The sequence below is a fragment of the Vibrio pelagius genome, from assembly GCF_024347575.1.
Lineage (GTDB): Bacteria > Pseudomonadota > Gammaproteobacteria > Enterobacterales > Vibrionaceae > Vibrio > Vibrio pelagius.
Genome location: NZ_AP025503.1, coordinates 1,829,135 through 1,853,388, shown reverse-complemented (window position 1 = coordinate 1,853,388; position 24,254 = coordinate 1,829,135). Strand labels below are relative to the sequence as shown.

The 24,254-nt window shown below is 44.7% G+C and carries 19 protein-coding genes; 11 read left to right on the top strand and 8 right to left on the bottom strand.

Annotated elements, in window-relative coordinates; translation table 11 throughout:
• Positions 1–18 precede the first annotated feature (18 nt).
• Positions 19–603 (bottom strand): FMN-dependent NADH-azoreductase, encoded by a 585-nt coding sequence (locus tag vsple_RS07945; RefSeq protein WP_261881672.1) that lies wholly within the window; start codon positions 601–603, stop codon positions 19–21.
• Positions 604–815: 212 nt separating this feature from the next.
• On the opposite strand from vsple_RS07945, the gene hrpA reads away from it, so the two are divergent.
• Complete coding sequence (gene hrpA, locus vsple_RS07940) at positions 816–4,814, top strand: ATP-dependent RNA helicase HrpA (protein ID WP_261883150.1); 3,999 nt, start codon at positions 816–818, stop codon at positions 4,812–4,814.
• A 135-nt stretch (positions 4,815–4,949) separates the two neighbouring features.
• Entirely contained in the window at positions 4,950–5,444 is a 495-nt protein-coding gene (locus tag vsple_RS07935) for an outer membrane beta-barrel protein (RefSeq protein WP_255230583.1), read from the top strand.
• Between the two features lie 181 nt (positions 5,445–5,625).
• Here the strand turns inward: vsple_RS07935 and vsple_RS07930 are convergent, their stop codons facing one another.
• Both vsple_RS07930 and vsple_RS07925 read right to left on the bottom strand, forming a co-directional pair.
• The gene (locus vsple_RS07930; protein ID WP_261883149.1) at positions 5,626–6,384 is read right to left on the bottom strand and encodes a hypothetical protein; all 759 of its coding nucleotides are present in this window, start codon (positions 6,382–6,384) and stop codon (positions 5,626–5,628) included.
• Complete coding sequence (locus vsple_RS07925) at positions 6,305–7,066, bottom strand: hypothetical protein (protein WP_261881671.1); 762 nt, start codon at positions 7,064–7,066, stop codon at positions 6,305–6,307. The genes vsple_RS07930 and vsple_RS07925 overlap by 80 nt, the downstream gene beginning before the upstream one ends.
• 453 nt (positions 7,067–7,519) lie before the next feature.
• On the opposite strand from vsple_RS07925, the gene vsple_RS07920 reads away from it, so the two are divergent.
• The 6 genes from vsple_RS07920 (at position 7,520) to pheT (ending at position 16,770) form a co-directional block, all read left to right on the top strand.
• Positions 7,520–8,308, top strand: coding sequence for a TetR/AcrR family transcriptional regulator (locus vsple_RS07920; protein WP_255230587.1), 789 nt, complete (start codon positions 7,520–7,522; stop codon positions 8,306–8,308).
• A 188-nt stretch (positions 8,309–8,496) separates the two neighbouring features.
• Positions 8,497–10,914 (top strand): efflux RND transporter permease subunit, encoded by a 2,418-nt coding sequence (locus tag vsple_RS07915; protein ID WP_420833777.1) that lies wholly within the window; start codon positions 8,497–8,499, stop codon positions 10,912–10,914.
• A gap of 79 nt (positions 10,915–10,993) precedes the next feature.
• Positions 10,994–11,779 carry an outer membrane lipoprotein-sorting protein gene (locus tag vsple_RS07910; protein ID WP_261883147.1) on the top strand — a complete coding sequence of 262 codons (786 nt, stop codon included), beginning with the start codon at positions 10,994–10,996 and terminating at the stop codon, positions 11,777–11,779.
• 9 nt (positions 11,780–11,788) lie between these two features.
• Complete coding sequence (locus tag vsple_RS07905) at positions 11,789–12,985, top strand: hypothetical protein (protein WP_261881670.1); 1,197 nt, start codon at positions 11,789–11,791, stop codon at positions 12,983–12,985.
• A 395-nt stretch (positions 12,986–13,380) separates the two neighbouring features.
• Positions 13,381–14,364 carry a phenylalanine--tRNA ligase subunit alpha gene (gene pheS / locus vsple_RS07900; RefSeq protein ID WP_032548794.1) on the top strand — a complete coding sequence of 328 codons (984 nt, stop codon included), beginning with the start codon at positions 13,381–13,383 and terminating at the stop codon, positions 14,362–14,364.
• Between the two features lie 18 nt (positions 14,365–14,382).
• Complete coding sequence (pheT, locus tag vsple_RS07895; protein ID WP_261881669.1) at positions 14,383–16,770, top strand: phenylalanine--tRNA ligase subunit beta; 2,388 nt, start codon at positions 14,383–14,385, stop codon at positions 16,768–16,770.
• 114 nt (positions 16,771–16,884) lie between these two features.
• Here pheT and vsple_RS07890 read toward each other — a convergent pair whose 3' ends face one another.
• The 4 genes from vsple_RS07890 to vsple_RS07875 form a co-directional block, all read right to left on the bottom strand.
• Positions 16,885–18,843: a DEAD/DEAH box helicase gene (locus vsple_RS07890; protein WP_261883146.1), complete on the bottom strand. Its 1,959-nt coding sequence runs from the start codon at positions 18,841–18,843 to the stop codon at positions 16,885–16,887.
• A gap of 66 nt (positions 18,844–18,909) precedes the next feature.
• Complete coding sequence (locus tag vsple_RS07885; RefSeq protein WP_261881668.1) at positions 18,910–20,109, bottom strand: IS4 family transposase; 1,200 nt, start codon at positions 20,107–20,109, stop codon at positions 18,910–18,912.
• Between the two features lie 83 nt (positions 20,110–20,192).
• Complete coding sequence (locus vsple_RS07880) at positions 20,193–20,513, bottom strand: hypothetical protein (protein ID WP_261881667.1); 321 nt, start codon at positions 20,511–20,513, stop codon at positions 20,193–20,195.
• Positions 20,510–21,238 (bottom strand): hypothetical protein, encoded by a 729-nt coding sequence (locus vsple_RS07875; protein WP_261881666.1) that lies wholly within the window; start codon positions 21,236–21,238, stop codon positions 20,510–20,512. The genes vsple_RS07880 and vsple_RS07875 overlap by 4 nt, the downstream gene beginning before the upstream one ends.
• 281 nt (positions 21,239–21,519) lie before the next feature.
• Here vsple_RS07875 and vsple_RS07870 point away from each other — a divergent pair, with 281 nt between their 5' ends.
• The 3 genes from vsple_RS07870 (at position 21,520) to vsple_RS07860 (ending at position 23,329) form a co-directional block, all read left to right on the top strand.
• Positions 21,520–21,696, top strand: a complete 177-nt coding sequence (locus vsple_RS07870) for a hypothetical protein (RefSeq protein ID WP_261881665.1) — start codon at positions 21,520–21,522, stop codon at positions 21,694–21,696.
• A gap of 74 nt (positions 21,697–21,770) precedes the next feature.
• Positions 21,771–22,109 carry a cytosolic protein gene (locus vsple_RS07865; protein WP_261881664.1) on the top strand — a complete coding sequence of 113 codons (339 nt, stop codon included), beginning with the start codon at positions 21,771–21,773 and terminating at the stop codon, positions 22,107–22,109.
• 293 nt (positions 22,110–22,402) lie between these two features.
• Positions 22,403–23,329 carry a hypothetical protein gene (locus tag vsple_RS07860; protein ID WP_261881663.1) on the top strand — a complete coding sequence of 309 codons (927 nt, stop codon included), beginning with the start codon at positions 22,403–22,405 and terminating at the stop codon, positions 23,327–23,329.
• A gap of 98 nt (positions 23,330–23,427) precedes the next feature.
• Here the strand turns inward: vsple_RS07860 and vsple_RS07855 are convergent, their stop codons facing one another.
• Positions 23,428–23,889: a hypothetical protein gene (locus vsple_RS07855; protein WP_261881662.1), complete on the bottom strand. Its 462-nt coding sequence runs from the start codon at positions 23,887–23,889 to the stop codon at positions 23,428–23,430.
• Positions 23,890–24,254 lie beyond the last annotated feature (365 nt).

Below are 24,254 nucleotides of genomic sequence, written 5' to 3'. Positions count from 1 at the left end.
ATACGTTGTTGGGTGCTCTTATGCCAATTCAGCCAGTTTGCTCTGCGCTTCTGAGATGCCTTTTGCTGCTGCGTCTTCACCCATGTTTAGTGCTTCTGCGTAAACAAATTCCACATCTGTAATGCCAACGAAGCCAAGTACTGTACGCAGGTAAGGTGTCATGCTGTCAGTTGCTGCGTCTTTATGGATGCCACCACGAGTCGTTACCACGATCGCTTTCTTACCTTCGATTAGACCTTTCACGCCGTTCTCTGTGTAAGTGAACGTCACGCCAGCACGAGCAATTAGGTCAATCCAGTTTTTCAGCTGAGTTGGGATAGTGAAGTTGTACATAGGTGCAGCAATCACTAGCGTATCTGCCGCTTTAATCTCTTCGATTAGCGTATCAGATAGGTCAACAATCGCTTGCTGATCTTGAGAAAGATCTTCCGTTGCGCGAAGCGCAGTGGCTACCGCAAAGTCCAACACTGGAAGTGGATTTGCAGCTAGGTCGCGAACCGTCAGTTTGTCTTGGTCTACATTCTTGATGAACTCTTCTACCAGTTTGGTTGATTGAGAGTAGTCGCCTAGGATGCTTGATTTTAGGGCTAATACACGAGACATAATGGTTTTCCTTGAATGAGTGCTTTCTTGTAATGTGATGCATTATAGAGGAACAAAGAAAGCTAAAAAGGCGATAGTTTCGCTTAAGTTGTTCGAAAAAATTGAATAACTCTAGAAGGGTACTATCCGTAAGGTGCTTTCCGTTATCTTGTTCTAGCCCTTGTGTGCTACAATTCGCAAAGTTTTATGTAATGAAAAGAATAGGACACGCTTTGACTTCGTCTCCGGAAAAAGCAGATAAGAATCAAGACGCCGCACGTTCGGACGCGGCAGACAAGAATTCTGCTTCTAAGGCTAAGGCCTCCCAAAATACACCTGCCTCTCTTCGTAAAGCGCTCAAAGAATGTATGATGCGCGATCGCTTCCGTCTGAGTAAGCGAATTGCAGGTGCTAGCCGAATTAAAAACGAGAAATCGAAACACGCCGTCTTTGACGAGATTGCACTAGATATTGCCCAATCGATGATGACGGCAACCCAGCGCGCTGCGCAAAAGCCAACCATCGAATACCCAGAAATCCTGCCAGTAAGCCAAAAGCGCGACGATATCGCTAAGGCAATTGAAGAGAACCAAGTGGTGATCGTGGCGGGTGAAACGGGTTCAGGTAAAACAACTCAACTTCCTAAGATCTGTTCTGAGCTTGGACGCGGTCGCTATGGCCTGATTGGTCATACTCAGCCACGTCGTCTAGCTGCGCGCTCGGTAGCGAACCGTATTGCAGAAGAGATGGAAACCCAACTGGGTGAGTTTGTGGGTTATAAGGTTCGATTTAACGATCAAATCTCGGACAACACTCAAATCAAACTGATGACCGATGGTATTCTACTGGCGGAGATTCAGCACGACCGCTATCTAAACCAGTACGACACCATCATTATCGATGAAGCGCACGAACGTAGCTTGAACATCGATTTCATCATGGGTTACTTGAAAGAGTTGTTGCCAAAGCGTCCTGATCTGAAAGTGATCATCACGTCGGCAACCATCGACCCTGAACGCTTCTCTAAGCATTTCAATAATGCACCAATCATTGAAGTATCAGGTCGTACGTACCCAGTAGAAACTCGCTACCGCCCTCTCGGTGGTGAAGACAGTGATTCTGACCGCGACCAAATGGAAGGTATCTTCGAAGCGGTTGATGAGCTATGTGATGAAGGCTTAGGTGACATCCTGATCTTCATGAACGGTGAGCGAGAGATTCGTGATACGGCAGATGCACTGAATAAACGTAACCTGCGTGATACTGAAATCGTGCCTCTGTATGCTCGTTTGTCAGCGGGTGAGCAAAACCGCATCTTCCAATCTCACACGGGGCGTCGAATTGTACTGGCAACCAACGTAGCGGAGACCTCGCTAACGGTTCCGGGTATCAAGTATGTAATCGACCCAGGTACTGCGCGTATCAGTCGCTACAGCTACCGTACGAAAGTGCAGCGCCTACCGATTGAGCCTATCTCTCAAGCGAGTGCTAACCAGCGTAAAGGTCGTTGTGGTCGTGTGGCTGAAGGTATCTGTATTCGTCTTTACTCCGAGGAAGATTTCGAATCACGTCCAGAGTTTACTGATCCAGAGATTCTGCGTACCAACCTAGCGTCGGTCATCCTACAGATGACGGCGCTTGGCCTAGGTGATATCCAAGCCTTCCCATTTGTAGAAGCGCCAGACAAACGCAACATCCAAGATGGTGTAAGACTGCTTGAAGAGTTGGGTGCGATTGCATCGGGTAAACCAAACAGCAAGAACAAGAACCAAGGTGACGATACTAAGAAGCTAACCGCTATTGGTCGTAAGCTATCTAAGCTGCCGATCGACCCGCGTTTAGCGCGTATGGTTATTGAAGCACCTAACAATCGCTGTCTACACGAAGTGATGGTTATCGCGTCTGCATTGTCGATTCAAGATCCGCGTGAGCGTCCGTCTGACAAACAGCAGTCGTCTGACGATAAGCACAAGCGTTTCTTCGATAAAGACTCAGATTTCATCACCTTTGTGAACCTGTGGGACTACATCAAGAAGCAGCAAAAAGCGCTGTCGAGCAACCAGTTCCGCAAACAGTGTAAGCAAGATTACCTGAACTACCTGCGTATTCGTGAGTGGCAAGATGTCTACTTCCAAATCCACCAAGCGATGCGTGAGTTAGATACCAAGCTTAACGATGAACCAGGTAGTTACGAAGGTATTCACCAGTCGCTACTTTCAGGCTTGCTATCGCACGTTGGTATGAAAGACCAAGAGAAGAACGAGTACCAAGGTGCGCGTAACGCTCGTTTCCATATCTTCCCGGCGTCTGGTCTGTTTAAGAAGCAGCCAAAGTGGATCATGTCCGCTGAGCTGGTGGAAACTTCAAAACTTTGGGGTCGCATCATCGCAAAGATTCAGCCAGAGTGGATTGAACCGTTAGCTAAGCACCTAATTAAGCGCAGCTACAGCGAACCACATTGGTCGAAGAAGCAAGCCGCGGTCATGGCTCACGAGAAAGTGATGCTTTACGGCATTCCAATCGTACCTAAGCGCCTTGTGAATTACGGTGCGATTGACCCGACCGTCAGTCGTGAACTGTTTGTACGCAGCGCACTGGTTGAAGGTGAGTGGGAAACCAAACACGCTTTCTTCAAACAGAACCGCAAGCTTCTGCAAGAAGTGGAAGAGCTAGAGCATAAATCGCGTCGTCGTGACATCTTGATTGATGACGATGAGCTGTTTGATTTCTACGACCAACGCGTTGGCGAAGAGGTGGTTTCTGGCCGTCACTTCGATACGTGGTGGAAGAAAACCAGCAAACAGACGCCTGAGCTACTGAACTTCGAGAAATCGATGCTGTTCCGTGGCGATGCGAGCCATGTTACCGATTTAGATTACCCGAACTTCTGGCACCAAAATGGTTTGAAGCTAAAACTGAGCTATCAATTTGAGCCGGGCGATGACAACGATGGTGTGACCGTTCACGTACCACTGCCGATTCTGAACCAAGTAGAGCAGAGTGGCTTTGACTGGCAGATTCCAGGGTTACGTCAAGAACTTGTCATTAGCCTTATCAAATCGCTACCTAAGACGTTACGGCGTAACTTTGTGCCTGCGCCAAACTATGCAGATGCATTCCTTGCGCGAGTAACTCCACTTGAAGCGCCGCTGCTCGATTCTCTTGAGAAAGAGCTGCGTCGCATGACAGGTGTTGAAGTAGTGCGTGATGATTGGAAACTTGACCAGATCCCAGAGCACTTGAAAGTAACGTTCCGCGCGGTAGACCACCGTCGCCGCAAGCTGAAAGAGCACAAAGAACTGCACGAGCTGAAAGAGAGCTTGAAAGACAAGGTTCAAGAGACACTATCGAAAGTGGCTGATGACGACATCGAGCAGCAGAACCTTCACACGTGGAGCTTTGGCGAACTGCCTAAGGTGTACCAACAGAAACGTGGCGGTTACGACGTAAAAGCCTTCCCAGCGTTAGTGGATACCAAAGACAGCGTAGAGATCAAACTGTTCGAAACTGAGCAAGAGCAGATCTCAGCAATGAAAGCGGGTCAGCGTCGTCTGATCTTACTTAACGTACCATCGCCAATTAAGTACCTACACTCGAACCTGCCAAACAAATCTAAGCTAGGTCTGTACTTTAACCCTTACGGTAAAGTCCTTGATTTGATTGATGATTGTATCGCTTGTGGTATCGATAAGCTTATCGAAGAGAAGGGCGGTTTGGTTTGGGAACCAGAGCAGTTTGAAGCACTGAAAGAACACGTTCGCGCAGAGCTTGGTGACACGGTTGTAGAGATCGCTCAGCAAGTTGAAACCATTCTGACCACGGCTTTCAACATCAACAAAAAGCTGAAAGGGCGTGTTGATCTATCGATGGCATTTGCCTTGTCGGATATCAAAGCGCAGATAGAAGGGTTAATATTCAAGGGCTTTGCGACTGAGTGTGGTTGGAAGCGTTTGCCGGACATCCTACGTTACATGCGTGCGATTGAGCGTCGTATGGAAAAACTGCCGATTGACCCGAACAAAGATCGCTTACACATGATTAAAGTCGAATCAGTAATGAACGACTACAAAGAGTTACTGAATAAGGTACCAAAAGGGATCGCGGTTCCAGAAAATGTCAAAGAGGTGCGTTGGATGATAGAAGAGCTTCGTGTAAGCTTCTTCGCACAGCAACTTGGCACGCCGTACCCAGTATCGGATAAGCGTGTTAAAAACGCTATCGATGCTTGTTAAGGATAGAGCGAGATAACGAGCAAGGTTTAGGTATGAATCTTGCTTATTTTCTTGTTAATTGGATAGTAATTACAAAAAGACGTTTTAGTGGCAATCATTTACCACTTAAGCGTCGCTAGGACGAGAAGGTCAAGTATGAAAAAAACGTTATTAGCGCTAGCTCTGCTAGGTGCATCTTCAACAGCGATGGCTGATTCATGGTTATACGGTGGCGTAATGGGTGGCCAAAACTCACTAGGCAACGAGAAAGAAACGGCAGTTGGTATCCACGTAGGTACTGGTATTCTACCTATCATCGGTGTAGAAGCGGGTTACTGGGATCTAGGTTCTTTCGATAGCGTTAAGTACGGTAACCGTACCGTTCAGAACATGGATGCAAGCACGGCATACCTAGCTATTAAACCAAGCATCGACTTCGGCCCTCTACACGTTTACGCGAAAGGCGGTCTGCACTCTTACGAGCTGAAGGGCGATTCTTTCAAGCAAGACGATGTTGATATCATGTACGGTGTTGGTGCAGAGTACTTCATCTTTGGCCCACTATCTGTTGGTGCAAGCTACCAGAACTTCAAGATGAAAGACGATGACTCAGGTGTATTCACGCTAAACGCGACAATCCACCTACTGTAAGATTTTTCTATAGCAGTGAGTCGTCATTTTGGCGCTTTCGATTAGAACAGCACCAAAAACAACGAATTAATAAAAACGCCAGCGTAATTGCTGGCGTTTTTGTATTTGGGCTTTTAGTAGCGAGTTTATTGCGAACAGCTAAGTTTATTGTAAGGAGCTAGCTCTATTACAACTAACTAGTCTAGCGAGACTTTTTACTGTCTAGAATCTGTTGGATTCTCGGGTTCAGAGCCTTACCGTGCTTCTCTTCGTACTCTTCACGTTTCAAGTCGTTGAGGTTCTTCACTGAGTTAGCAGCCAGTAAATGTTGTGGCAGTTCAGTATGAAGCATGCCTTTCTCATCAAGTCTTTTCGCTTCCAAGTAGTACTTCTTAAACAAGGCATCAAGCTTGTTCTCAGCCGTGCGTTTCAAGTCGTATAGCTTGTTCTGAATCAGCCATTTTTCAATTGGGTTGATAGCAGAGCGCGACAATACACGAATGCGGCTATCCAATAGCTCTTCTTCTGTCAGTGAATCTTTTAAGATCCACAACTCACCCATTTGAGGAGGCCAGCTGTTACCCAGTTGAATACGCTCATGGCAGTGCATCAGTACGCGATTCAACCCGTCTGAGTCGATGGTATTAGCGAACTCGATGAACTTGCCGCTTGGCTCACTGCCGTATTGATACTCCCACTGCGTTTCATACACACTTAGGAAAGAACCAAAGACATGGATGCACCAGTCAGACAGCTCCAGATCAGCCGGATCTTGGTCAACAACGGGTACTTGTTGATTAGATCCTGTATTTGACTCAACAACAGGTGCCGAGGGCGAAGCAGCGGCCGGCAGAACTTCTGGAGTAACAGCAGGCTCAGGATCAGAAAGTTGGTTTTTTGCCTTTCTGGATGAGTTGCTGCCTGAAGCGCTCAGATGGGCTAAGCTTTTGTCGATACCCATTTCCTTGAGTTTGTCCTGAAGTTCCTGAATATTGAGCGGTTTTCGGTTGTTGTCTTTCATTTTGCTTCTCGTTAACTAGCCAGTACTGCAACTTAGATTCAATTCGAGATATTGGCATTAATTCATTGGCTTTGGCTTTGTACCAAAGGACAAACTTCTTCCATATTAGATTATGGTCACCGGACAATCCGGAAAACTTAAATGCACGTTCAGCCCAAGATGGAATGTTCTCTTCGTCCAGATCGTGAGTCGAAATTGTGTTGCCGTTCATTCCCCCCCGGCTTTGTGGGCGAGGGGAGGTCGACATCACTTGCATTTGCGCTGGAGCAGGCTGATATTTCGGTGCAGGTGCAGGTGCAGGTGCAGGTGCAGGTGAATAAACTGGAATGGAGTTGACCGGTTGTGTTGGTTGCTCTTGTTCCAGCAGCATCTTAAACACGTGAATTTCTTGATTGTCTCTGCGCTCGACTTTCACTTTATCTAGCCAACCATTGTCGACTAGGGCTTTCAAGCAGTCCGCTAATCCAAAAACAGATAGGGCCGTCAGCGCAGAAGCTCTGTTAAGTTCAATCGTTGCGTAGCCTTCATCATCGGCATTGTCTGCGAGTAAAAGCATCACCAACTTTTCAGCTGGGCTGCTGGTATTAATTTTCCAAGTAAGATAGGTAAATTTGGCGCTCAAAATGATGCTCTTGATAAAGTACAACTCATGTCCCCATTGTAAGCCACACTCAACGGAATTTATAGCAACTTCACCTAAATCAATGTCAGCTAAACAAATATTAACCATCGTTCAGTATTGAAAGTCGCGCCTCAGTTTTAAAGCGACACATTTTAGTTTCATAAACGTTTGAGAATGAAGTGTTTGTCGTATCTGACATTTGAAAATGTATGAGCTTGGTTGAGTAATTACCAGAAATGATTCATCAGTCGAATAATATTATAAAATCAACTTGATCTGATCAATGTTTGCGCTATTATGACGATAAGTCAAAAATGACGAAGCGTCACAAAATGGCAGCGTACATGATTATGGGATTCATGTTATTATATTGAGTAGGAGTATTGTTTAATACAGACAAGGTTTAAAACAGACCATGCCATTATATAGGCTGAGTTAAGGTACGGACTAAACATGAAGTTTGGCTTAGGTTGCAAAGATGAAATAAAAGGAATGCTAGGGTGTGTCTCGGGCATGACTAAAAAACAACAAGCGATCGCAGAACGCGAGGTAGAGCTTATGTTGTTGGCAAGAGATATCGTTCGAGAGCAGGGTTTTGGTAACTTAACTATGGATAAGCTGACCGCTGCAAGCTCTTACTCAAAAGGGACGATATACAACCATTTTTGTAGCAAAGAAGACGTTGTTTTAGCCCTGTGTATTCATTCACTTAAAACAGAGGCGATGTTGTTTGCGCGCTCTGCGGAGTTTGAAGGCACAAGCCGTGAAAAAGTAATGGCACTGCACGTTGCATACCGAATTTATGCACGTATGGAACCGGTACTTTCAACCTGTGCAATTATGGCCAAGAGCCCTTGGATACTAGAGAAGGCTTCGCCAACAAGAGTACAAGAGCTTAATCAACTCGAAGAGATGGTGATTCAGCATGCGGATGATTTGGTTAATCGTGCGGTTGAGGCTGGAGATTTGAAATTCTCTTCTGGGATTGGGTCTGATGCGATTGTCTTTGCTAACTGGTCTATCGCTTTTGGTTCAAACGCCTTGAATCAAAATGCATCTAACAGTCACTGTATTAAACGAATCCAAGACCCATACTCTGTGCTTCACAACGCTAATATGCTTTTAGATGGCTTGAACTGGCAGCCGCTCTCTTCGGAATGGGATTATAAAAAGACCTGGCGCCGAGTAGAGCAAGAGTTGTTCAGTGAAGAAGTTGCTTATCTAGAATCTGTTGGTCGTTAAGTTTAGGTAGCCCATTGCGCAAGTTAATGGGTTATTTTAGCGCCATTAGTGACGAATCGTCAAAAAGATGAATTGATTTAGGTTGTATCGAGTCAGTTCTTAATTTTGACCTCATTTTGTATGTTTGCCAGCGAATTGCTGGTTTTTAAATGTACATTTATGACGAATCGTCACATATGGAGACTGTGATGGAACCCCAAAATCAACCATCAGAAACACAGAGCGCTTGGTATACGTTACCCACCCAACACTCGTTTATAACCTTATTCGTAATGTTAGCGGTGATCGCCGTTGCTACGTTCGGCGCCAAAAACCTCTATTTTAGAGGTGATTACAATATCTTCTTTGAAGGAACCAACAAACAGTTGATGGCGTTTGACGAGATTCAAACCACCTTCGCTAAAACAGACAACCTTTCCATTGTGATCGCCCCAGACGATGGCAATGTTTTCACGCCAGAGACTTTGACTCTGATCCAGAGCCTTACCGTCGATTCATGGCAAATTCCATACTCTAGCCGTGTTGACTCCATCGCTAACTATCAACATACCGAAGCACTCGAAGATGACCTCTTGGTAGAAGATCTCTTGTATGAAGAGTACGAACATACCCCTGAGCGTATTGCAAAAGTAAAACAGATCGCGTTAAACGAACCACTACTTAAGAATGCATTGGTGTCTGAGTCTGGTGATGTGACGATTGTTAACGTGACGGTGCAATTACCAGAAGTGGACAAAACCGCGGAAGTTCAAGAGGTCATCACAGCCATTAACGCTATGATTGGCAAATACCAAGCTGACTACCCAAATGTAGATTTCTACAAAGCGGGCATCATAGCCATGAATGACGCTTTTATGACTTCAGCTCAAGAGGATAGCTCAACGCTAGTGCCTTTAATGCTGTTAGTGGTGTTGGTATTTCTCACCTTGATGCTGCGCTCCTTCTTTAGCGTTGTAGCAACCCTTGTGGTGATTATCTCTTCTATCCTAGCAACAATGGGTTTATCTGGTTGGGCAGGCATGTTTTTAAGCACTGCAACCGTGAATGTACCTACATTGGTGTTAACCCTAGCGGTCGCTGACTGTGTTCACGTGATTGTGACCATGCGCCAAGCCATGCAGCGCGGAATGACCAAAGCCGAAGCAATTCAATACAGCATCAAGCTTAACTTCATCCCGATTCTAATCACGTCAGTGACCACGGCGATTGGTTTCTTGATGATGAACATGTCGGACTCTCCCGTGCTGCGCGACTTCGGTAACTTGTCTGCACTGGGTGTGATGATCGCATGTTTACTATCAGTCTCTCTGCTGCCTGCACTGCTTAACCTGTTGCCTGTGAAGCGCCTTGCGCCATCCACTACTGAGTCTGAAAAAGTAACCTTTATGGACAAGTTGGGTGATTTTGTAGTGAACAATCGCAAAACCTTATTGCCTGGTTCTGCGCTAGTGATCGTGATTGCTGCGGCCTTGATTCCACTTAATAAAGTCAACGACGAATCGGTGAAGTACTTTGATACCTCAAACGAGTTTCGCCAAGCCGCTGACTTTATGGAGCAGACGATCAGTGGCATGACCAACCTGAGTATCGCGATAAAAACCAACGAGTCTCAAGGCATTGCTGATCCTGTGTTCTTGCAAGCGATAGGCGACTTTACTGAGTGGTTACGCGTTCAACCAGAAACCGACCATGTCGCGACACTGTCAGATGTTTATAAGCGTTTGAATAAAAACATGCATAGCGATGATCCTAGCTATTATCAATTGCCGCTCGATCGTGAACTCGCGGCGCAATATCTGCTGCTGTACGAGATGTCTCTGCCTTACGGATTGGACTTGAACAACCAGATCAACGTCGATAAGTCCTCAATCAAAATGGTACTCACCGTCGATAACCTTGGCAGTGTGGAGCTAGTGGAACTTGAAGAGCGCATCTACGCATGGTTCGCAGCCAATGCGCCTCAATATGAAGTGGTCGCATCCAGCCCATCACTGATGTTCGCTCACATCGGTGAAACTAACATGGCGAGTATGCTCTCTACCTTGCCAATCACGCTCGTGCTTATCTCTGCGCTGATGATCTTCGCTCTGCGTTCCGTTCGCTTGGGTGTAATTAGCCTAGTACCAAACATTGCACCAGCGATCATTGGCTTCGGTTTGTGGGCGCTTATCTCGGGCGAAATCAACCTTGGATTATCGGTCGTTGTCACGCTTACCTTAGGTATAGTGGTGGATGATGCAGTCCACTTCCTAAGTAAGTACCAGCGTGCACGTAAAGAGGGTCAGTCAGCTGAACAGGCGGTACGTTACGCCTTCCACACAGTAGGCCGCGCATTGTGGATCACCACAGTGGTACTTGTGGCTGGCTTTAGTGTACTCGCGCTATCTGGTTTCAGACTCAACGCTGACATGGGCTTGCTGAGTGCAATTGTTATCTTCATCGCACTGGTTGTGGATTTCATTTTGCTACCAATCTTGCTGATGATTTTCGACAAAGAGAACCACTACGTGAGCGACGCAAAAAAGCAAACGCCAGAGACACGAACCACCTCAGCGAATCAAACACAGCCCAACCTAGCTGCTCAACTATCCACTTCGACCAAATAAGGAAATGTCAGCCTGCGGATGTGGGCTGACCAAGGAGATCATGATGAAAAACACCAAATACTCGATCAAAAAGAAAACAATGTTGACGTCAATCATAACAGTAGGGGCGCTGACCATAGGTACATTTGCGACTCTACCTGCGTTGGCTGATCCTGCAAAAGGGCTAGAAATCGCGGAAAAACGCAAAAACCTAGACACTGGTTGGGGGGATTCAGTGGCAACGATGGAGATGCTGCTTAAAAACAAACAAGGGGAGAGCAGCACCCGCTTAATGCGATTGAAATCATTAGAGGTGGAAAACGATGGCGACAAAGGCTTGACCATTTTTGATGAGCCGCGCGATGTAAAAGGCACCGCTTTCCTTAACCATTCGCACATCACCGAGCCAGACGACCAATGGTTGTATCTTCCTGCTCTGAAACGTGTGAAACGCATCTCTTCACGTAACAAGTCGGGTCCATTCATGGGCAGCGAGTTTGCTTACGAAGACTTGAGTTCATTCGAGCTAGAAAAGTACACCTTTAACTACGTGGAAGATGCCAAACTCGATGGATTAGATACCTTTGTATTGGAGCAAGTGCCAACCGATAAAAACTCCGGCTACACCAAACAGAAAGTGTGGCTCGACCAAGAGCACTATCGCCCAATGAAAGTCGAATTTTACGACCGTAAAGGTGCACTGCTAAAAACCTTGTCATTCCAAGATTACAAACAGTACCTGAACCAGTATTGGCGTGCTCATACTATGGCGATGCAGAACCACCAAACGGGTAAAAGTACTGTTCTTACCACAACGGATTTGGTGTTCCAGAACGGGTTAGAAGATCGTGACTTCCAAAAGAACACCCTTAAGCGAGCGAAGTAGGGCATTGATATGAAAAGGAATATGTTACTCGGCTCGCAGTTAGCGGTGACCATCGCTGCAACACTCGGTTTAATGAGTGTCTCTGCAATGTGTCATTCGGTAGAGTTAGCAGGACAAGTCAATGTAGAGCATCGTCAGTTTTTCAGTGAGGGCTTACAGGGGCAAAGCAAAGAGCAAACCTCATTAGTGCTACAACCTGAACTCTATTGGGAGCAAGAAGAGGGCAACGGCAGCTTTACCTTTATCCCGTTTTATCGCTTCGATAGCCAAGACGACGAACGAACACACGGTGATGTTCGTGAGGCGCTTTATCTCACTTATTGGGATGACTATGAACTGCGTGCCGGTGTTGGCAAAGTGTTTTGGGGCGTGACGGAATCGGCGCACTTAGTCGATGTGGTTAACCAAACCGACGCCATTGAATCGGTCGATGGCGAAGCCAAACTTGGTCAACCTATGGTGCACTTCACCTCTGTCAAAGAGTGGGGTACGGTGAATGCCATGCTCCTGCCATATTTCAGAGAGCGCACCTTTGCGGGAGAAGATGGAAGGCTACGTCCAACCATTCCTGTTTCTGACGATGCCCTGTATGAATCCTCGAGAGAAGAAAAGCACGTCGATGTCGCGCTGCGCTATAGCCAAATGTACGGTGATTGGGACGTTGGCTTGAGCTACTTAGCGGGCACCAACCGCGACCCATATTTTCGCTTTGAAGGGAACAAGCTCAAACCTTACTACGCGCAAATGCAGCATGTCGGGTTAGATGTTCAAGGCATTGTTGGCGACTGGCTACTCAAGCTAGAAAGTGTTTATCGCGACAGTTTCGATAATCATACAGGGCTAGTGACAGGCTTTGAATACACTTGGGTCGGGGCGTTGGATTCGTATTGGGACATTGGCTTTCTGGCAGAATATCTGTATGACAGCCGAGGCAACAATGCGCAAAACGTAGGGCAAAACGATCTGTTTGTTGGGACACGATTTGCACTCAACGATGAAGATGGTACTGAAGTTCTGGTCGGCATGACACAAGACTTAGACAACAGTGATGTTTACAGCGCCCGTCTAGAAGCCTCAGCGCGAATCAATAACCATTTCAAATGGCGATTGAATGGCTGGTTGTTCGAGAACGCAACGCCGGAAGATTTGCTCTTCTTCGCGAGAAAGGATGACTTTGTCGAAGTGGCAATCGAATATTATTTCTAGAAACTGACATCAAAAATAGACACTTAAGCCTTTTGGTTATTAAACAAATTAATCACTTAAACAGTTAAGCTGTGAAACAGTTAAACAATGGGCTCTGACATAGGGCCCATTTTTGTATTTAGAAGTGTCATCTACTGTTCATCAAGCCTGATTAGCATCAAGTTGTACAGCATAGCTATGTTTGAAAACGACAACTTTTGCCTGTTTCTGGGGAAGGCTCAGCGGTATTTGGTTTCAATGACATTAAAGAAGGCTAAATTTGTCGTGTTTTTAGTCAATAACTTGTTCTTTTGGCAATTCAATTTGGCATTAGTAGCTGGTTTGATTACTATGTGTAGCTATCGAAAAAACTAATCATCCGATACGGACACTACCAGAAGGTAGATGAGGAAACGATGCAACATCTAGAAGAGATCATTGCTAATGCAACGACAGCGATTGAAAGCGCTGATTCGTTAGTCGCACTTGATGAAGTGCGAGTTCAGTATTTAGGTAAGAAAGGTGAACTAACTTCACAGCTTCAAAGCCTAGGTAAACTACCACCTGAAGAGCGTCGCACTGCTGGTCAAGAGATCAACAAAGCGAAAGGTGCTGTTCAACAAGCGATCGCTGCTCGCAAAGACGCACTACAACGTGCAGAGCTAGAAGCGAAACTGGCTGAAGAGACAATCGATGTGAGCCTACCAGGTCGTCGCATTGAGAACGGTGGTCTACACCCAGTAACACGCACAGTTGAGCGTATTGAACAGTTCTTTGGTGAGCTAGGCTTTAACACTGAGTCTGGTCCTGAGATTGAAGATGCATTCCACAACTTTGATGCACTAAACATCGCAGAAGATCACCCAGCTCGTACTGACCACGATACCTTCTTCTTTAACCCAGACCTAATGCTACGTACGCACACGTCTGGTGTTCAAATCCGTACAATGGAAAACGGCAAGCCTCCTTTCCGTTTCATCGCTCCGGGCCGTGTTTACCGTAACGACTACGACCAAACTCACACGCCAATGTTCCACCAAGTGGAAGGTATGCTGGTCGATGAGAACGTAAACTTCGCTCAACTGAAAGGTATTCTGAACGACTTCCTATGTAACTTCTTTGAAGAAGAAGTAGAAGTGCGTTTCCGTCCTTCATTCTTCCCATTCACAGAGCCTTCAGCAGAAGTTGATGTGAAACGTAAAGATGGCAAATGGCTAGAAGTTCTAGGTTGTGGCATGGTTCACCCTAACGTACTTCGCTCTGTAGGCATCGACCCTGAGAAATACTCTGGTTTCGCATTCGGTATGGGTGTTGAGCGTCTAACAATGCTTCGTTACGGCGTAAATGACCTTCGTGCGTTCTTCGAGAACGACCTTCGTTTCCTAAAACAATTCAAGTAATCCGGGGCAGTCAAAACTATGAAATTCAGTGAATCTTGGCTACGCGAGTGGGTCAAACCTGCAATTAACAGCGAAGAGCTAGCTCACCAAATCACTATGGCTGGTTTGGAAGTTGACGATGTAGAACCTGTTGCTGGTGAATTCACCGGCGTTAAAGTAGGTAAAGTGGTTGAGTGCGGTCAGCACCCAGACGCAGACAAACTACAAGTTACAAAAATTGATATCGGTGAAGAAGAGCTGTTAGACATCGTATGTGGTGCATCTAACTGTCGTCTTGGCTTAACTGTAGCAGTAGCGACAGTTGGCGCAGTACTTCCTGGTAACTTCAAAATCAAGAAAGCAAAACTACGTGGTGTTCCATCGCACGGCATGCTTTGTTCTTTCTCTGAGCTAGGTATCGACGTAGAGTCGGACGGCATCCTTGAGCTACCAGAAGGTACAACTCTAGGTATGGACGTTCGTGAACTTCTAGACCTAGAAGACGTAGCGATCGACGTAGACCTAACAGCAAACCGCGCAGACTGTTTCAGCATCCGTGGTCTTGCTCGTGAAGTTGGTGTACTAAACCGCGCAGACGTTACAGAGCCAGCAGTTGAAGCTGTTGCAACAAGCATTGAAGACACAGTATCTGTTGAAATCAAAGCAAAGGATGCTTGTCCACGTTACCTTGGCCGTGTGGTTAAGAACGTAAACGTGAAAGCGGAAACGCCAATCTGGATGCAAGAAAAACTGCGTCGTTGTGGTATCCGTTCAATCGACCCAGTTGTAGACATCACAAACTACGTGATGTTAGAGCAAGGCCAGCCAATGCACGCATTTGATCTCGCTAAGATCGAAGGTGGCATCGTGGTTCGTCTAGCAGAGCAGGGCGAAAAACTAACACTTCTAGATGGCAACGAAGCTGAACTAAACAGCAACACGCTTGTTATCGCTGACCACAACAAAGCACTAGCAATCGCTGGTATCTTTGGTGGTGAAGAGTCTGGTGTAACAACTGAAACTACAGACGTTCTTCTAGAAGCAGCATTCTTCGCACCGGATCACATCCGTGGTCGCGCACGTGCTTACGGCCTACACACTGATTCTTCTCTACGTTTCGAGCGTGGTGTTGATTCAACACTTCAGCTAGCTGCTATGGAGCGTGCAACACAGCTTCTAGTAGAAATCTGTGGTGGTGAAGTTGCGCCAGTAAACGGCAGCGAATCTGAAGCTGATCTACCAAAAGCAAACGTAGTATCTCTACGTCGCGCTAAGCTAGACAGCCTACTAGGTCACGAAATCCCATCTGAAGACGTGGTAGAAATCCTAACTCGTCTAGGTTGTGAAGTAGAAACAACTGAAGCTGGTTGGATGGCGACGTCTCCATCTTGGCGTTTCGATATCGCAATCGAGCAAGACCTAATTGAAGAAGTAGGTCGTATCTACGGTTACGATAACATTCCAAACCAAGCGCCTAAAGCGGCACTTAAGATGAACGATCACAAAGAAGCTGACCAACCGCTTAAGCGCGTTCGTGATCTTCTAGTTGACCGTGGCTACCACGAAGCAATCACTTACAGCTTCGTTGAGCCAGAGCAGCAAAAACTGATCGTTCCTGATGTTGAGCCGCTAATCCTGCCATTCCCAATCTCTGCGGACATGTCAGCAATGCGTCTTGGCCTAATCCAAGGTCTTCTAAACACGGTTGTTCACAACCAGAAGCGTCAACAACCACGCGTTCGTCTATTCGAATCTGGCCTACGTTTCATCCCAGAAGCATCAGCTGAAAACGGCATGCGTCAAGAAGTGATGCTAGCAGGCGTTATCTCTGGTACTCGCGGTGAAGAGCACTGGGACGTTGCAACAAACACTGTTGACTTCTTCGACCTGAAAGGCGACCTAGAAGCAGTTCTAGAGCTAACAGCGAACGAGAAAGCTTACAGCTTCAAAGCCGCTAAGCACCCAGCACTTCACCCAGGTCAAACTGCGGCTATCGTAGTAGACGGTAAAGAAGTGGGTATCATTGGTACTGTTCACCCAGAACTTGAGCGCAAGTTTGGTCTTAACGGCCGTACTATCGTATTCGAAATCGAATGGGCAGCGATCAACACTCGCGTGCTTCCAGAAGCAGTAGCAGTATCTAAGTTCCCTGCAAACCGTCGTGATATCGCGGTTGTTGTTGACGAAGCAGTAGCTTCTGGCGACATCGTAGAAGCGTGTATCGCAGCTGGTGGCGAATTCCTAACAGACGCTAAACTGTTCGACGTTTACGTAGGTAAGGGCGTAGAAGAAGGCAAGAAGAGCCTAGCTATCGCACTGACTCTACAGTCTGTAGAGCGCACACTAGAAGATGCAGACATCGCTGGTTCAGTAGATGCTATCGTAGCTTCAATCTCAGAGAAATTCGGCGCAGCACTTCGCGACTAATCTCTTCTGATGGATAGAAAAACCAAAGGCCTCGCATTGCGAGGCCTTTTTGTTCTTAGAACAAAATATTTGATTTTTAAGCATGTAGAAGAGATGTTGCTTAAGTCTTCACATTTACGGTAAGTACCAATCGACCATGTCCTGAATATATTGAGGTGCATCATTTATCGTTGGCTTAAAGATAATATCTTCTTCATTAATCAATTGTATGTACGGTGATAAATCGGCGACGTCTTCAGGAGCAAAACCGTATCGCATAAGCATAGTGTGAACTACATCATTTGTACCATACCTTAATAGCTCAATAATCTTATCTGCCCTGTAATCTAGAGTGTTTTCTCTATAAACCTTAAATGCGGTTATAAATGTTTCGGTTAATGAGAATGAAATAACCTGATCAACATAATCATATGTGTCGAACACAATAGCATCGTAGCTAACATCTTTTGCTTTTGTTCCTTTCTCAAATAAAGAAAATGTGTTTATTAGAGTACTTTTTGGTAGCTTTTCCGCTGGTTGAGAAAACTTAGCGAAGCCACTCCTTCCTTCTTCTTTGTTCGATACCATCGCGAACCTAAGACCAACGATTTCTCTAAATGTTCTCCCTTGAATGATTTGTAGGAAAATAGAAATTGCTTGAGAGAATACTGCATTCTCTCCGTCATAGAGTACGCGGCCAAGCGATGATTCGAATAAAAACTGGAAGTAAGCTTTTATCCTCTCTCTATTTTGAGCGTTTTTCTTTCCTCTCAATACGTCTTTAAATTCTTTTTGACCGTACAACAAGTCTAATATCGCTTGGCAATATTTTAAATTTTCGTTTGTGCTTAAACGCTCGATTTTAGTTGGTGGGGCTTGCAGGACATCATCGAATGTATTGTTTTTGATTGAATCGATGAGCTCCGCTAAGTCTGGATCCCACTCCTCTCCGGATGTATCGATTAACGACTCTTTTTTTAGAACAAATTTTTCATTAACTCTTGCGGTTAGAAGTTGTGGGTTTTTTGTGAAGACATAACCATAATCAAATTTTCTATCACTTGATAGCCTGCCTGCTCGACCTATCAGGTTCTTAAAAGCTAGTGCTCGCTCTTGCTCACTTTCACCCATTATTCTCATGTTATCTAACCAGACGATATCAAACGGCATATTTACACCTTGAGCTAGTGTGCTGGTCGCAAAACAAAGCTTTGCGAAGCCTTTCCGAATCAACTCTTCGACAAGAAACCTTACTTCTAAGGGAACGGAGCCGTGGTGTATCACTACACCTTTTCGAAGTAAATTAACCATGTCTGATTTGTGCTCATTAGCATTTGCGCCTAACAGATGTTCAATGGTGTCTATTAAACTTAGTGCTTCTTCCGATGTAACGTCATCAAAAGATTCAATATATTTGTTGTAATTTTCTAGGTACTTCCCGTTGTAAATTGATGATTTTGATACATAAATCAAAATCGTGTTATGACCATTGAAAGCAAAGTCGACAAATTTTTTTTCGTATGGGATACAGTTTTTTATTTGATGGCCCTTATCGACAAACGGAGAAAAGTAATAGTACTTCTTGTTACTCGGGTGTTGGTAAATACAAATTTTTCCAACCGTTCCGTGTGTATAAGAACGTGAGTATCCCTGATCGGCAGGGAAGTCATGTTTTGTTAACTGAGCTTCTGGATTTTCAACAAATGGATGGGCAAATATTATCTTTGCGGTAGGGTATTTCTTTTTGACTCGTCTCACTAATACATCGAAAATGACACCGCGCTCTTTTTCTTCTGACACTTGCGCCTCGTCAAAAAAGAATACACTGATATTAAGATTGGAATTTGTATTAAATAGTTCTCTGGCTCTTTCTGGAGTTAGTATGAAGATTCTGCGAAGATCTCGTGAGTTAAATACTGTATCGACAAAAGCAGATATCATTACTCTTTTATCACCAGCAAACTTTTGTTTCATGGTGTTTATATATTCAGCTATCAGGGCTCGAGATGGTACGACTATGACGGCATCACCAGAACTTTCAGCTATGAAATCTCTAATTGAATAAGACTTTCCTGCGCTCGTAGGTGCAGAGATAGAAATGATCTGATTATCATTTACAGCTCTTCTTACACTAGCTTGTACCGGCGCTGGCGGATCCCCTCATAATTCTCCCAACCCACAAGTATGCGTTAGGCGCTGATATTCCACCATTGCCCATTGATATTGGGACTCTTGTATTCGGTATCTTCTATGACAACGAACTTCCTTACCAAGCCTTGGAATGGAGAGTACCCGACGATGCTTGATGGTGTTGGCTTGAAAGTCATAATGCCATTTCGCTTGCATGGCGATTAAGCCATTCCACCACATGATGATTTCGGCCATCAATGCCATAAGCAATAAGATATCAATGCGCTTGGTGCAACGTGTTCGATTATGGCGGAGCGCCAATCCGTAGGCTGGGCTTTTTAGATCTCGGAATGACTCTTCAATTTGCATTCTTTTGGCGTATAAACGGGTTACTTTAATGCCGTTAAGCACATGGTTGGGGATATTAGTGACCAGAAGCCAGGGCTCTTTTGTTCCTTTATGGAACACTTTTCCTGCCGAGTGTTTTTGGCACGTTCGGCTGTGCCGATGGGCCTTTCTGCCTTTGGGATGACTCTTATATAAGTAAGCAAAGCACTTAAGCGGTGAGCGTTTAGCCAGTTGGCTTTCCCCTAAAAACTGCGGCTTATCTGTTGCTTGAGGGTAAAACGTTTTATTCCATTGCCATGAGTCTTCGCCACACTTAATCGAGACTTCACCACGTACACGTCCAACCCAGAACCAACCTTTGTTGGTGACTTGTCGAAACCAAGTATTTCTAAAGCCTGCGTCGGAAACAATGATAGGTGTGCAACCTTCTGGGAGTAAAGACTGCAGCTTATCGAGAAAGTGTTGGTGGCTATTGGGTGAGTTATAGTTTTTGTACTCAAATGCCTGCTCATAAAGCGTGACGGCACGACCTTTAACAGACACTGAAGCGCGTAATGTCATATAGCGCAGTTGCTCTCGAACATCCGACCAATCAACCAGAACCACGGGAAAAGGATTGGCACGGGTAATGAAGGAGGCATGCCATTTATATATGGACTCTTTTTCACGGTGTAGATTGCTATTACCAAGTAATCGGTCGATACGTTTGATAGCATGTTTCACTGTGGTATCAGTGTCGAGAGCTCTTCCAATTTTGGTGAGTGTTAGTTCAGAGCCATCAAGAACCGTTTTGGTTGCAAGTATCAGAGAACTAAGTCGTTTTTTGTGAATTTCGGGGCATTGATTCTCAATCGTTTGCTGTAGAATTTGAATGTCGCGCATCGTTAGGGCTCCCTATTAAATCCATTTGTTCAGGTGTGTTTTTGGCGAAATTCATTAGATCAGAATGAGCGATGTGCGTCTACTCATTGTTTTATATAGAAATTATGAGGGGATTCGTAAGGTACCGGCGTTAAATACTCCCCATAATCTTGATGATGCTGTTTGCCTACTCCGCTCAGGACAAATGAATAAAAGTTTGTCGGTTCCGGTACTTTGTAGAATAAACCAAGAGTCGAAATGATCTTTTCTTCAAACTCACTAAACAAGTCTTCATGAAACACCTTGTAATAACTCAAATGTTCAAGTATTTCGGAACTTTCAGGACCAATTTCGTGTAGGTGATCTAATAATGCCTGCAAGCCTACTCGAGGGTCTGAAGTTTCAATAATATTTTTTATATTCAATGGGTGACCCCGACTAAATAAACGGATTTTATTTTCTCAGAGGAGAGTGATTGTGTAGCTGAATCAATAGCATTTTTGAGAACCAGCAGAGGGTTATCAGCATTTATTGAAAAGGAAGCGACTACACCGTAGTTGTCATCATCTAGATTATGTATAGCATTGGCAGAAACGAGATCACGTAAGTGAACTCTATCTCGGAGGTGTTTTTCATTTTCTATAAAACCTTTTGCTTGATCGATTGCATTACCATGAGGGCTTTTTTTTGAAGAAAACTTGGCCTCTCCGAAGTTTATTAGTTCACTTGAACACACAGTATGAAAGTCAAAACCTTCATTTTGCTTGACTTGCGGCTTCCAAAGTTCGGAAATTGGCAATACATTGTGATCAAAGATAACTTCTAAAGCTTTGGTTGACCCAATTGAAACCATTATTTCACCAAATTCTTTGCCAACAGTACTTGTTGTTAGGGTGTCATTGAAGATTTCGATCAATGCTTGGGCTGTATCAGCAACTGTACGGTCATAGCTTCGCTTAGCACCAGGATCCAGATTCGTCATCCATGATGTATCTTGGACTTTGGTAATTAGTTCCGTTGCTACTTTGCTTAAGTCGGCCACTCTTACTAGACAAACTTGTACTTTACCCATGTCTATTTGACTAAATAACTCATCGTATTCACATCCCCAAGACGGGTCTGGCGTACTGTTTCTTACTTCTAAGGTCATTTGTGTGAATGCTCTGTTATGCAATTACATTTGTTATTGAATGCCGGGTGCTACTTACATACAACTAATGCAACTAGTTGATTTTTATGTGTGATATTTTATATGCCTATCAATTGTATTACGAGTTGCGCATATGGGAAAAAGTGAGTGTCGACACACAATTACATTAAAAAAGCTATGGCTATTATTCGATTGTCGGTCATTAGTGAATGCCTGCCTTCTAAACTAAGCAGAGATGCACTATCAAACGTATAATTTTAAACATCACACTCTTGGTATTCATGGCACTTGGTAGCTTTAATGCCATGGCTCATGATTCAACGGTTAAGTACGGCATTGCGATATCTCACGATGATGAGCAAGTTGCGTATGGCAAAAGTGGGAGTTGGTATGCGGCGCTTATTGTCATACGTGGCTGGAGCTCACACAGGAAGTTAAACCAAGTCAGCTCTTGCTAATACCCTCTCAATTTCTCCCACGCTCACTGCTCGATAGTGATAGAATCCCCGCATTAGAAATATCGAGAACCATTATGTTTATCCATCATGTAAACGGCATCGACTGGCTGGTAATTACCGCCTTTGAAGAATTGAAACCGATGTTTATCGAAGATGCTGGCCCAATCCCATCGTACTTCTCTATCAACAGCGAATTGAGCCTGATTGACCAAGCCAAGCGCAGCTATGGTTTTTTGCCGTCACTTCGCGGCGTTATCACTGATACTGGCACGTACCAAAGTAAAGATCTTGAAGAAGACTTGAACCCGCAGCTCGCTTGTATTGTTGAAGGGCGTGGCCGTGTGTTCATCTACCACGGCGACTACGTGGCTTTTGTCGATGATGAGCAAACCTTCATTACTCGAATGAACTAACTCCAGTAAAGTAGGGCAGTTGAAACCCTAAATAGAAACCAAGGCCTCGCGTTTGCGGGGCTTTTTTATGAGCGGAGGTTCTCTCGGTACATTGATATCAATTTGCGAGTCGTGACGGAATCTTTCATCCATTAACCGTCCTAAAACGGGTGTCTCATAGTTATATAAATGACTCATCAACCGCCCACTCTATAGGTAATTCGCTTTGTTTATATTGACCAAAGCTGAACGTACCCAGCGGGTGTTGGTTATTGAAAATAATCACTTTAACTCTGTAACTTAGGACGCCTGCTATGGCTAAGAAAATCATTTTCATTCATGGTCGCGCTCAAAAGCCTGACAAAGCGCCACTTCAAGCACTCTGGTACGATGCGATAGAACATGGCTTGCTGAGAGACTATGGGGAGTCAGGTTCATTGCAAGCTTTTAGAAATGTCGATAAACGGTTTGTCTATTACGGTGAGCTTTCAAACTCATTGTTAAGAGAACCAGCGGAAGACCTTGTAAGTCGACAACAAGCCCTATCTGATCTCAAAGCGTACCAAACCAACCAGTTCGACGAAACAACGTATAGCGAAGTATCTAAAGTGGGCTTTCTAAAAGAGTCCTTAGCCGATACCTTTTCTGCGATATTGGGGCGGATGGGTGCAGCAGAAACACTCATTACTATGGTCGCACCGGATATGGCGCACTATTGGAATGAAGATACCTACTTTGGTAGCGATGTTCGGCATAGATTAATGCTCGAACTGAAGGAAGCACTTGATAATCAAGATGACGTAATGATCGTATCGCACAGCCTTGGTTCGATGATCAGTTACGACGTGTTATGGAAGTTATCTCACTACGGAGAGTACAGGCACGATTATGGTGCCGACAAGAAGGTCGACCTATTGGTTACGCTCGGTTCACCGCTGGGTGATGAAAACGTGAAAGATAGGCTTAAAGGTAGCTGCCTAAAAGGTGAGAAGAAGTACCCTTTAAACATTCAACGGTGGATAAACCTATCGGCAGAAGATGATTTTATCTCTCACGACAGTAGAATCAAAAACGATTATCAAGAGATGCTTGAGCTGGGTTTAGTACCCGGTGGAATGACAGACATCTACCCAATTTATAACCTCAATATCCGCAATGGAAAAAGTAACCCGCACGCGTCAATAGGTTATCTTATCCACCCTGAATTCATTACAGTACTGGATGAATGGCTCTTGAGTTGATTGGTTATTAACAATACTTAGTTGAACAACAAATACATGAAGGCCTCGCGTGTACGAGGCCTTTTGTTGATAGAAAACAGTTCACGTATGGAACGCAATCAGCGCTCGTCTTTGTATAGTCGTATGATCATTTCATTGTAAACGTGCAGTTTTACATAGCTGTTTGGCGTTATCGCACCGCCTTTCTCAACAATTAATTCATATCCTTTCGTGCCACTGGAGTTGCTAGGGCTGCCAAGAAACGTGAATCGTCTACCATCGATATAGAACTCATTAGTTCGAAATTTTGCGTTGATTTTGTGGCTTCGGAATCGACGAACTTCACCTTCAATTACTTTACACCCTGAGCTGCTACATCCATCTTCAAGCGCTTGTGAAATGCGCCAATCACTGTATAGCGAAGAGGTCGCGAACAAGAAAAACGCTACCGCGAACCCATAAAAGAACTTGGTATTAGGGGACTTGTTTTGCTCGTAGATGAAATAGAAGATTGCGACTGATGCAATTACAAGTAACAGGCCAGCACGGAAGTCGACTGGGTAAGTATAAAGTAGCGTCATCTATAGGTAGCTCTCAGGCGTTCTCGTGACGATATACTGTTTATTTTCATCACTCCTATGATCAGTCGTTAAACTTACTTCAGTAAAAGTAGTACTGATCAAAACAGGAGTTGAAATCGCGGGTTTAGATATATTCATATATTGTTATTCATTGTATTTATCTTATTGGCTGCGAATGATAATCAAAATCAACAGGAGTGTCATCAATATATGAGTATTTTTAGCTTGGTCAGCGAATTTAAGTCATTGTTGAGTAATGGAAAATTAGTGATGAGCCTAAACACCTCAAAGTCTATTGTGCTTAGGAGATTGACTACGAACGGCGACAGCAATAGAAAGGTGTTTAAGGGAGGAAATTGAAAGGC

Excerpts from the sequence above, each read along its gene's own strand:
- vsple_RS07905 (WP_261881670.1), top strand. The coding sequence starts at position 11,789 with ATGAAAAGGAATATGTTACTCGGCTCGCAGTTAGCGGTGACCATCGCT.
- vsple_RS07875 (WP_261881666.1), bottom strand. The coding sequence starts at position 21,238 with ATGACCTTAGAAGTAAGAAACAGTACGCCAGACCCGTCTTGGGGATGT.
- vsple_RS07935 (WP_255230583.1), top strand. The coding sequence starts at position 4,950 with ATGAAAAAAACGTTATTAGCGCTAGCTCTGCTAGGTGCATCTTCAACA.
- vsple_RS07910 (WP_261883147.1), top strand. The coding sequence starts at position 10,994 with ATGTTGACGTCAATCATAACAGTAGGGGCGCTGACCATAGGTACATTT.
- vsple_RS07865 (WP_261881664.1), top strand. The coding sequence starts at position 21,771 with ATGTTTATCCATCATGTAAACGGCATCGACTGGCTGGTAATTACCGCC.
- pheS (WP_032548794.1), top strand. The coding sequence starts at position 13,381 with ATGCAACATCTAGAAGAGATCATTGCTAATGCAACGACAGCGATTGAA.
- vsple_RS07920 (WP_255230587.1), top strand. The coding sequence starts at position 7,520 with ATGAAGTTTGGCTTAGGTTGCAAAGATGAAATAAAAGGAATGCTAGGG.
- vsple_RS07915 (WP_420833777.1), top strand. The coding sequence starts at position 8,497 with ATGGAACCCCAAAATCAACCATCAGAAACACAGAGCGCTTGGTATACG.
- vsple_RS07885 (WP_261881668.1), bottom strand. The coding sequence starts at position 20,109 with ATGCGCGACATTCAAATTCTACAGCAAACGATTGAGAATCAATGCCCC.
- pheT (WP_261881669.1), top strand. The coding sequence starts at position 14,383 with ATGAAATTCAGTGAATCTTGGCTACGCGAGTGGGTCAAACCTGCAATT.
- vsple_RS07860 (WP_261881663.1), top strand. The coding sequence starts at position 22,403 with ATGGCTAAGAAAATCATTTTCATTCATGGTCGCGCTCAAAAGCCTGAC.
- vsple_RS07945 (WP_261881672.1), bottom strand. The coding sequence starts at position 603 with ATGTCTCGTGTATTAGCCCTAAAATCAAGCATCCTAGGCGACTACTCT.
- vsple_RS07870 (WP_261881665.1), top strand. The coding sequence starts at position 21,520 with ATGGCACTTGGTAGCTTTAATGCCATGGCTCATGATTCAACGGTTAAG.
- vsple_RS07855 (WP_261881662.1), bottom strand. The coding sequence starts at position 23,889 with ATGACGCTACTTTATACTTACCCAGTCGACTTCCGTGCTGGCCTGTTA.
- vsple_RS07930 (WP_261883149.1), bottom strand. The coding sequence starts at position 6,384 with ATGGGTATCGACAAAAGCTTAGCCCATCTGAGCGCTTCAGGCAGCAAC.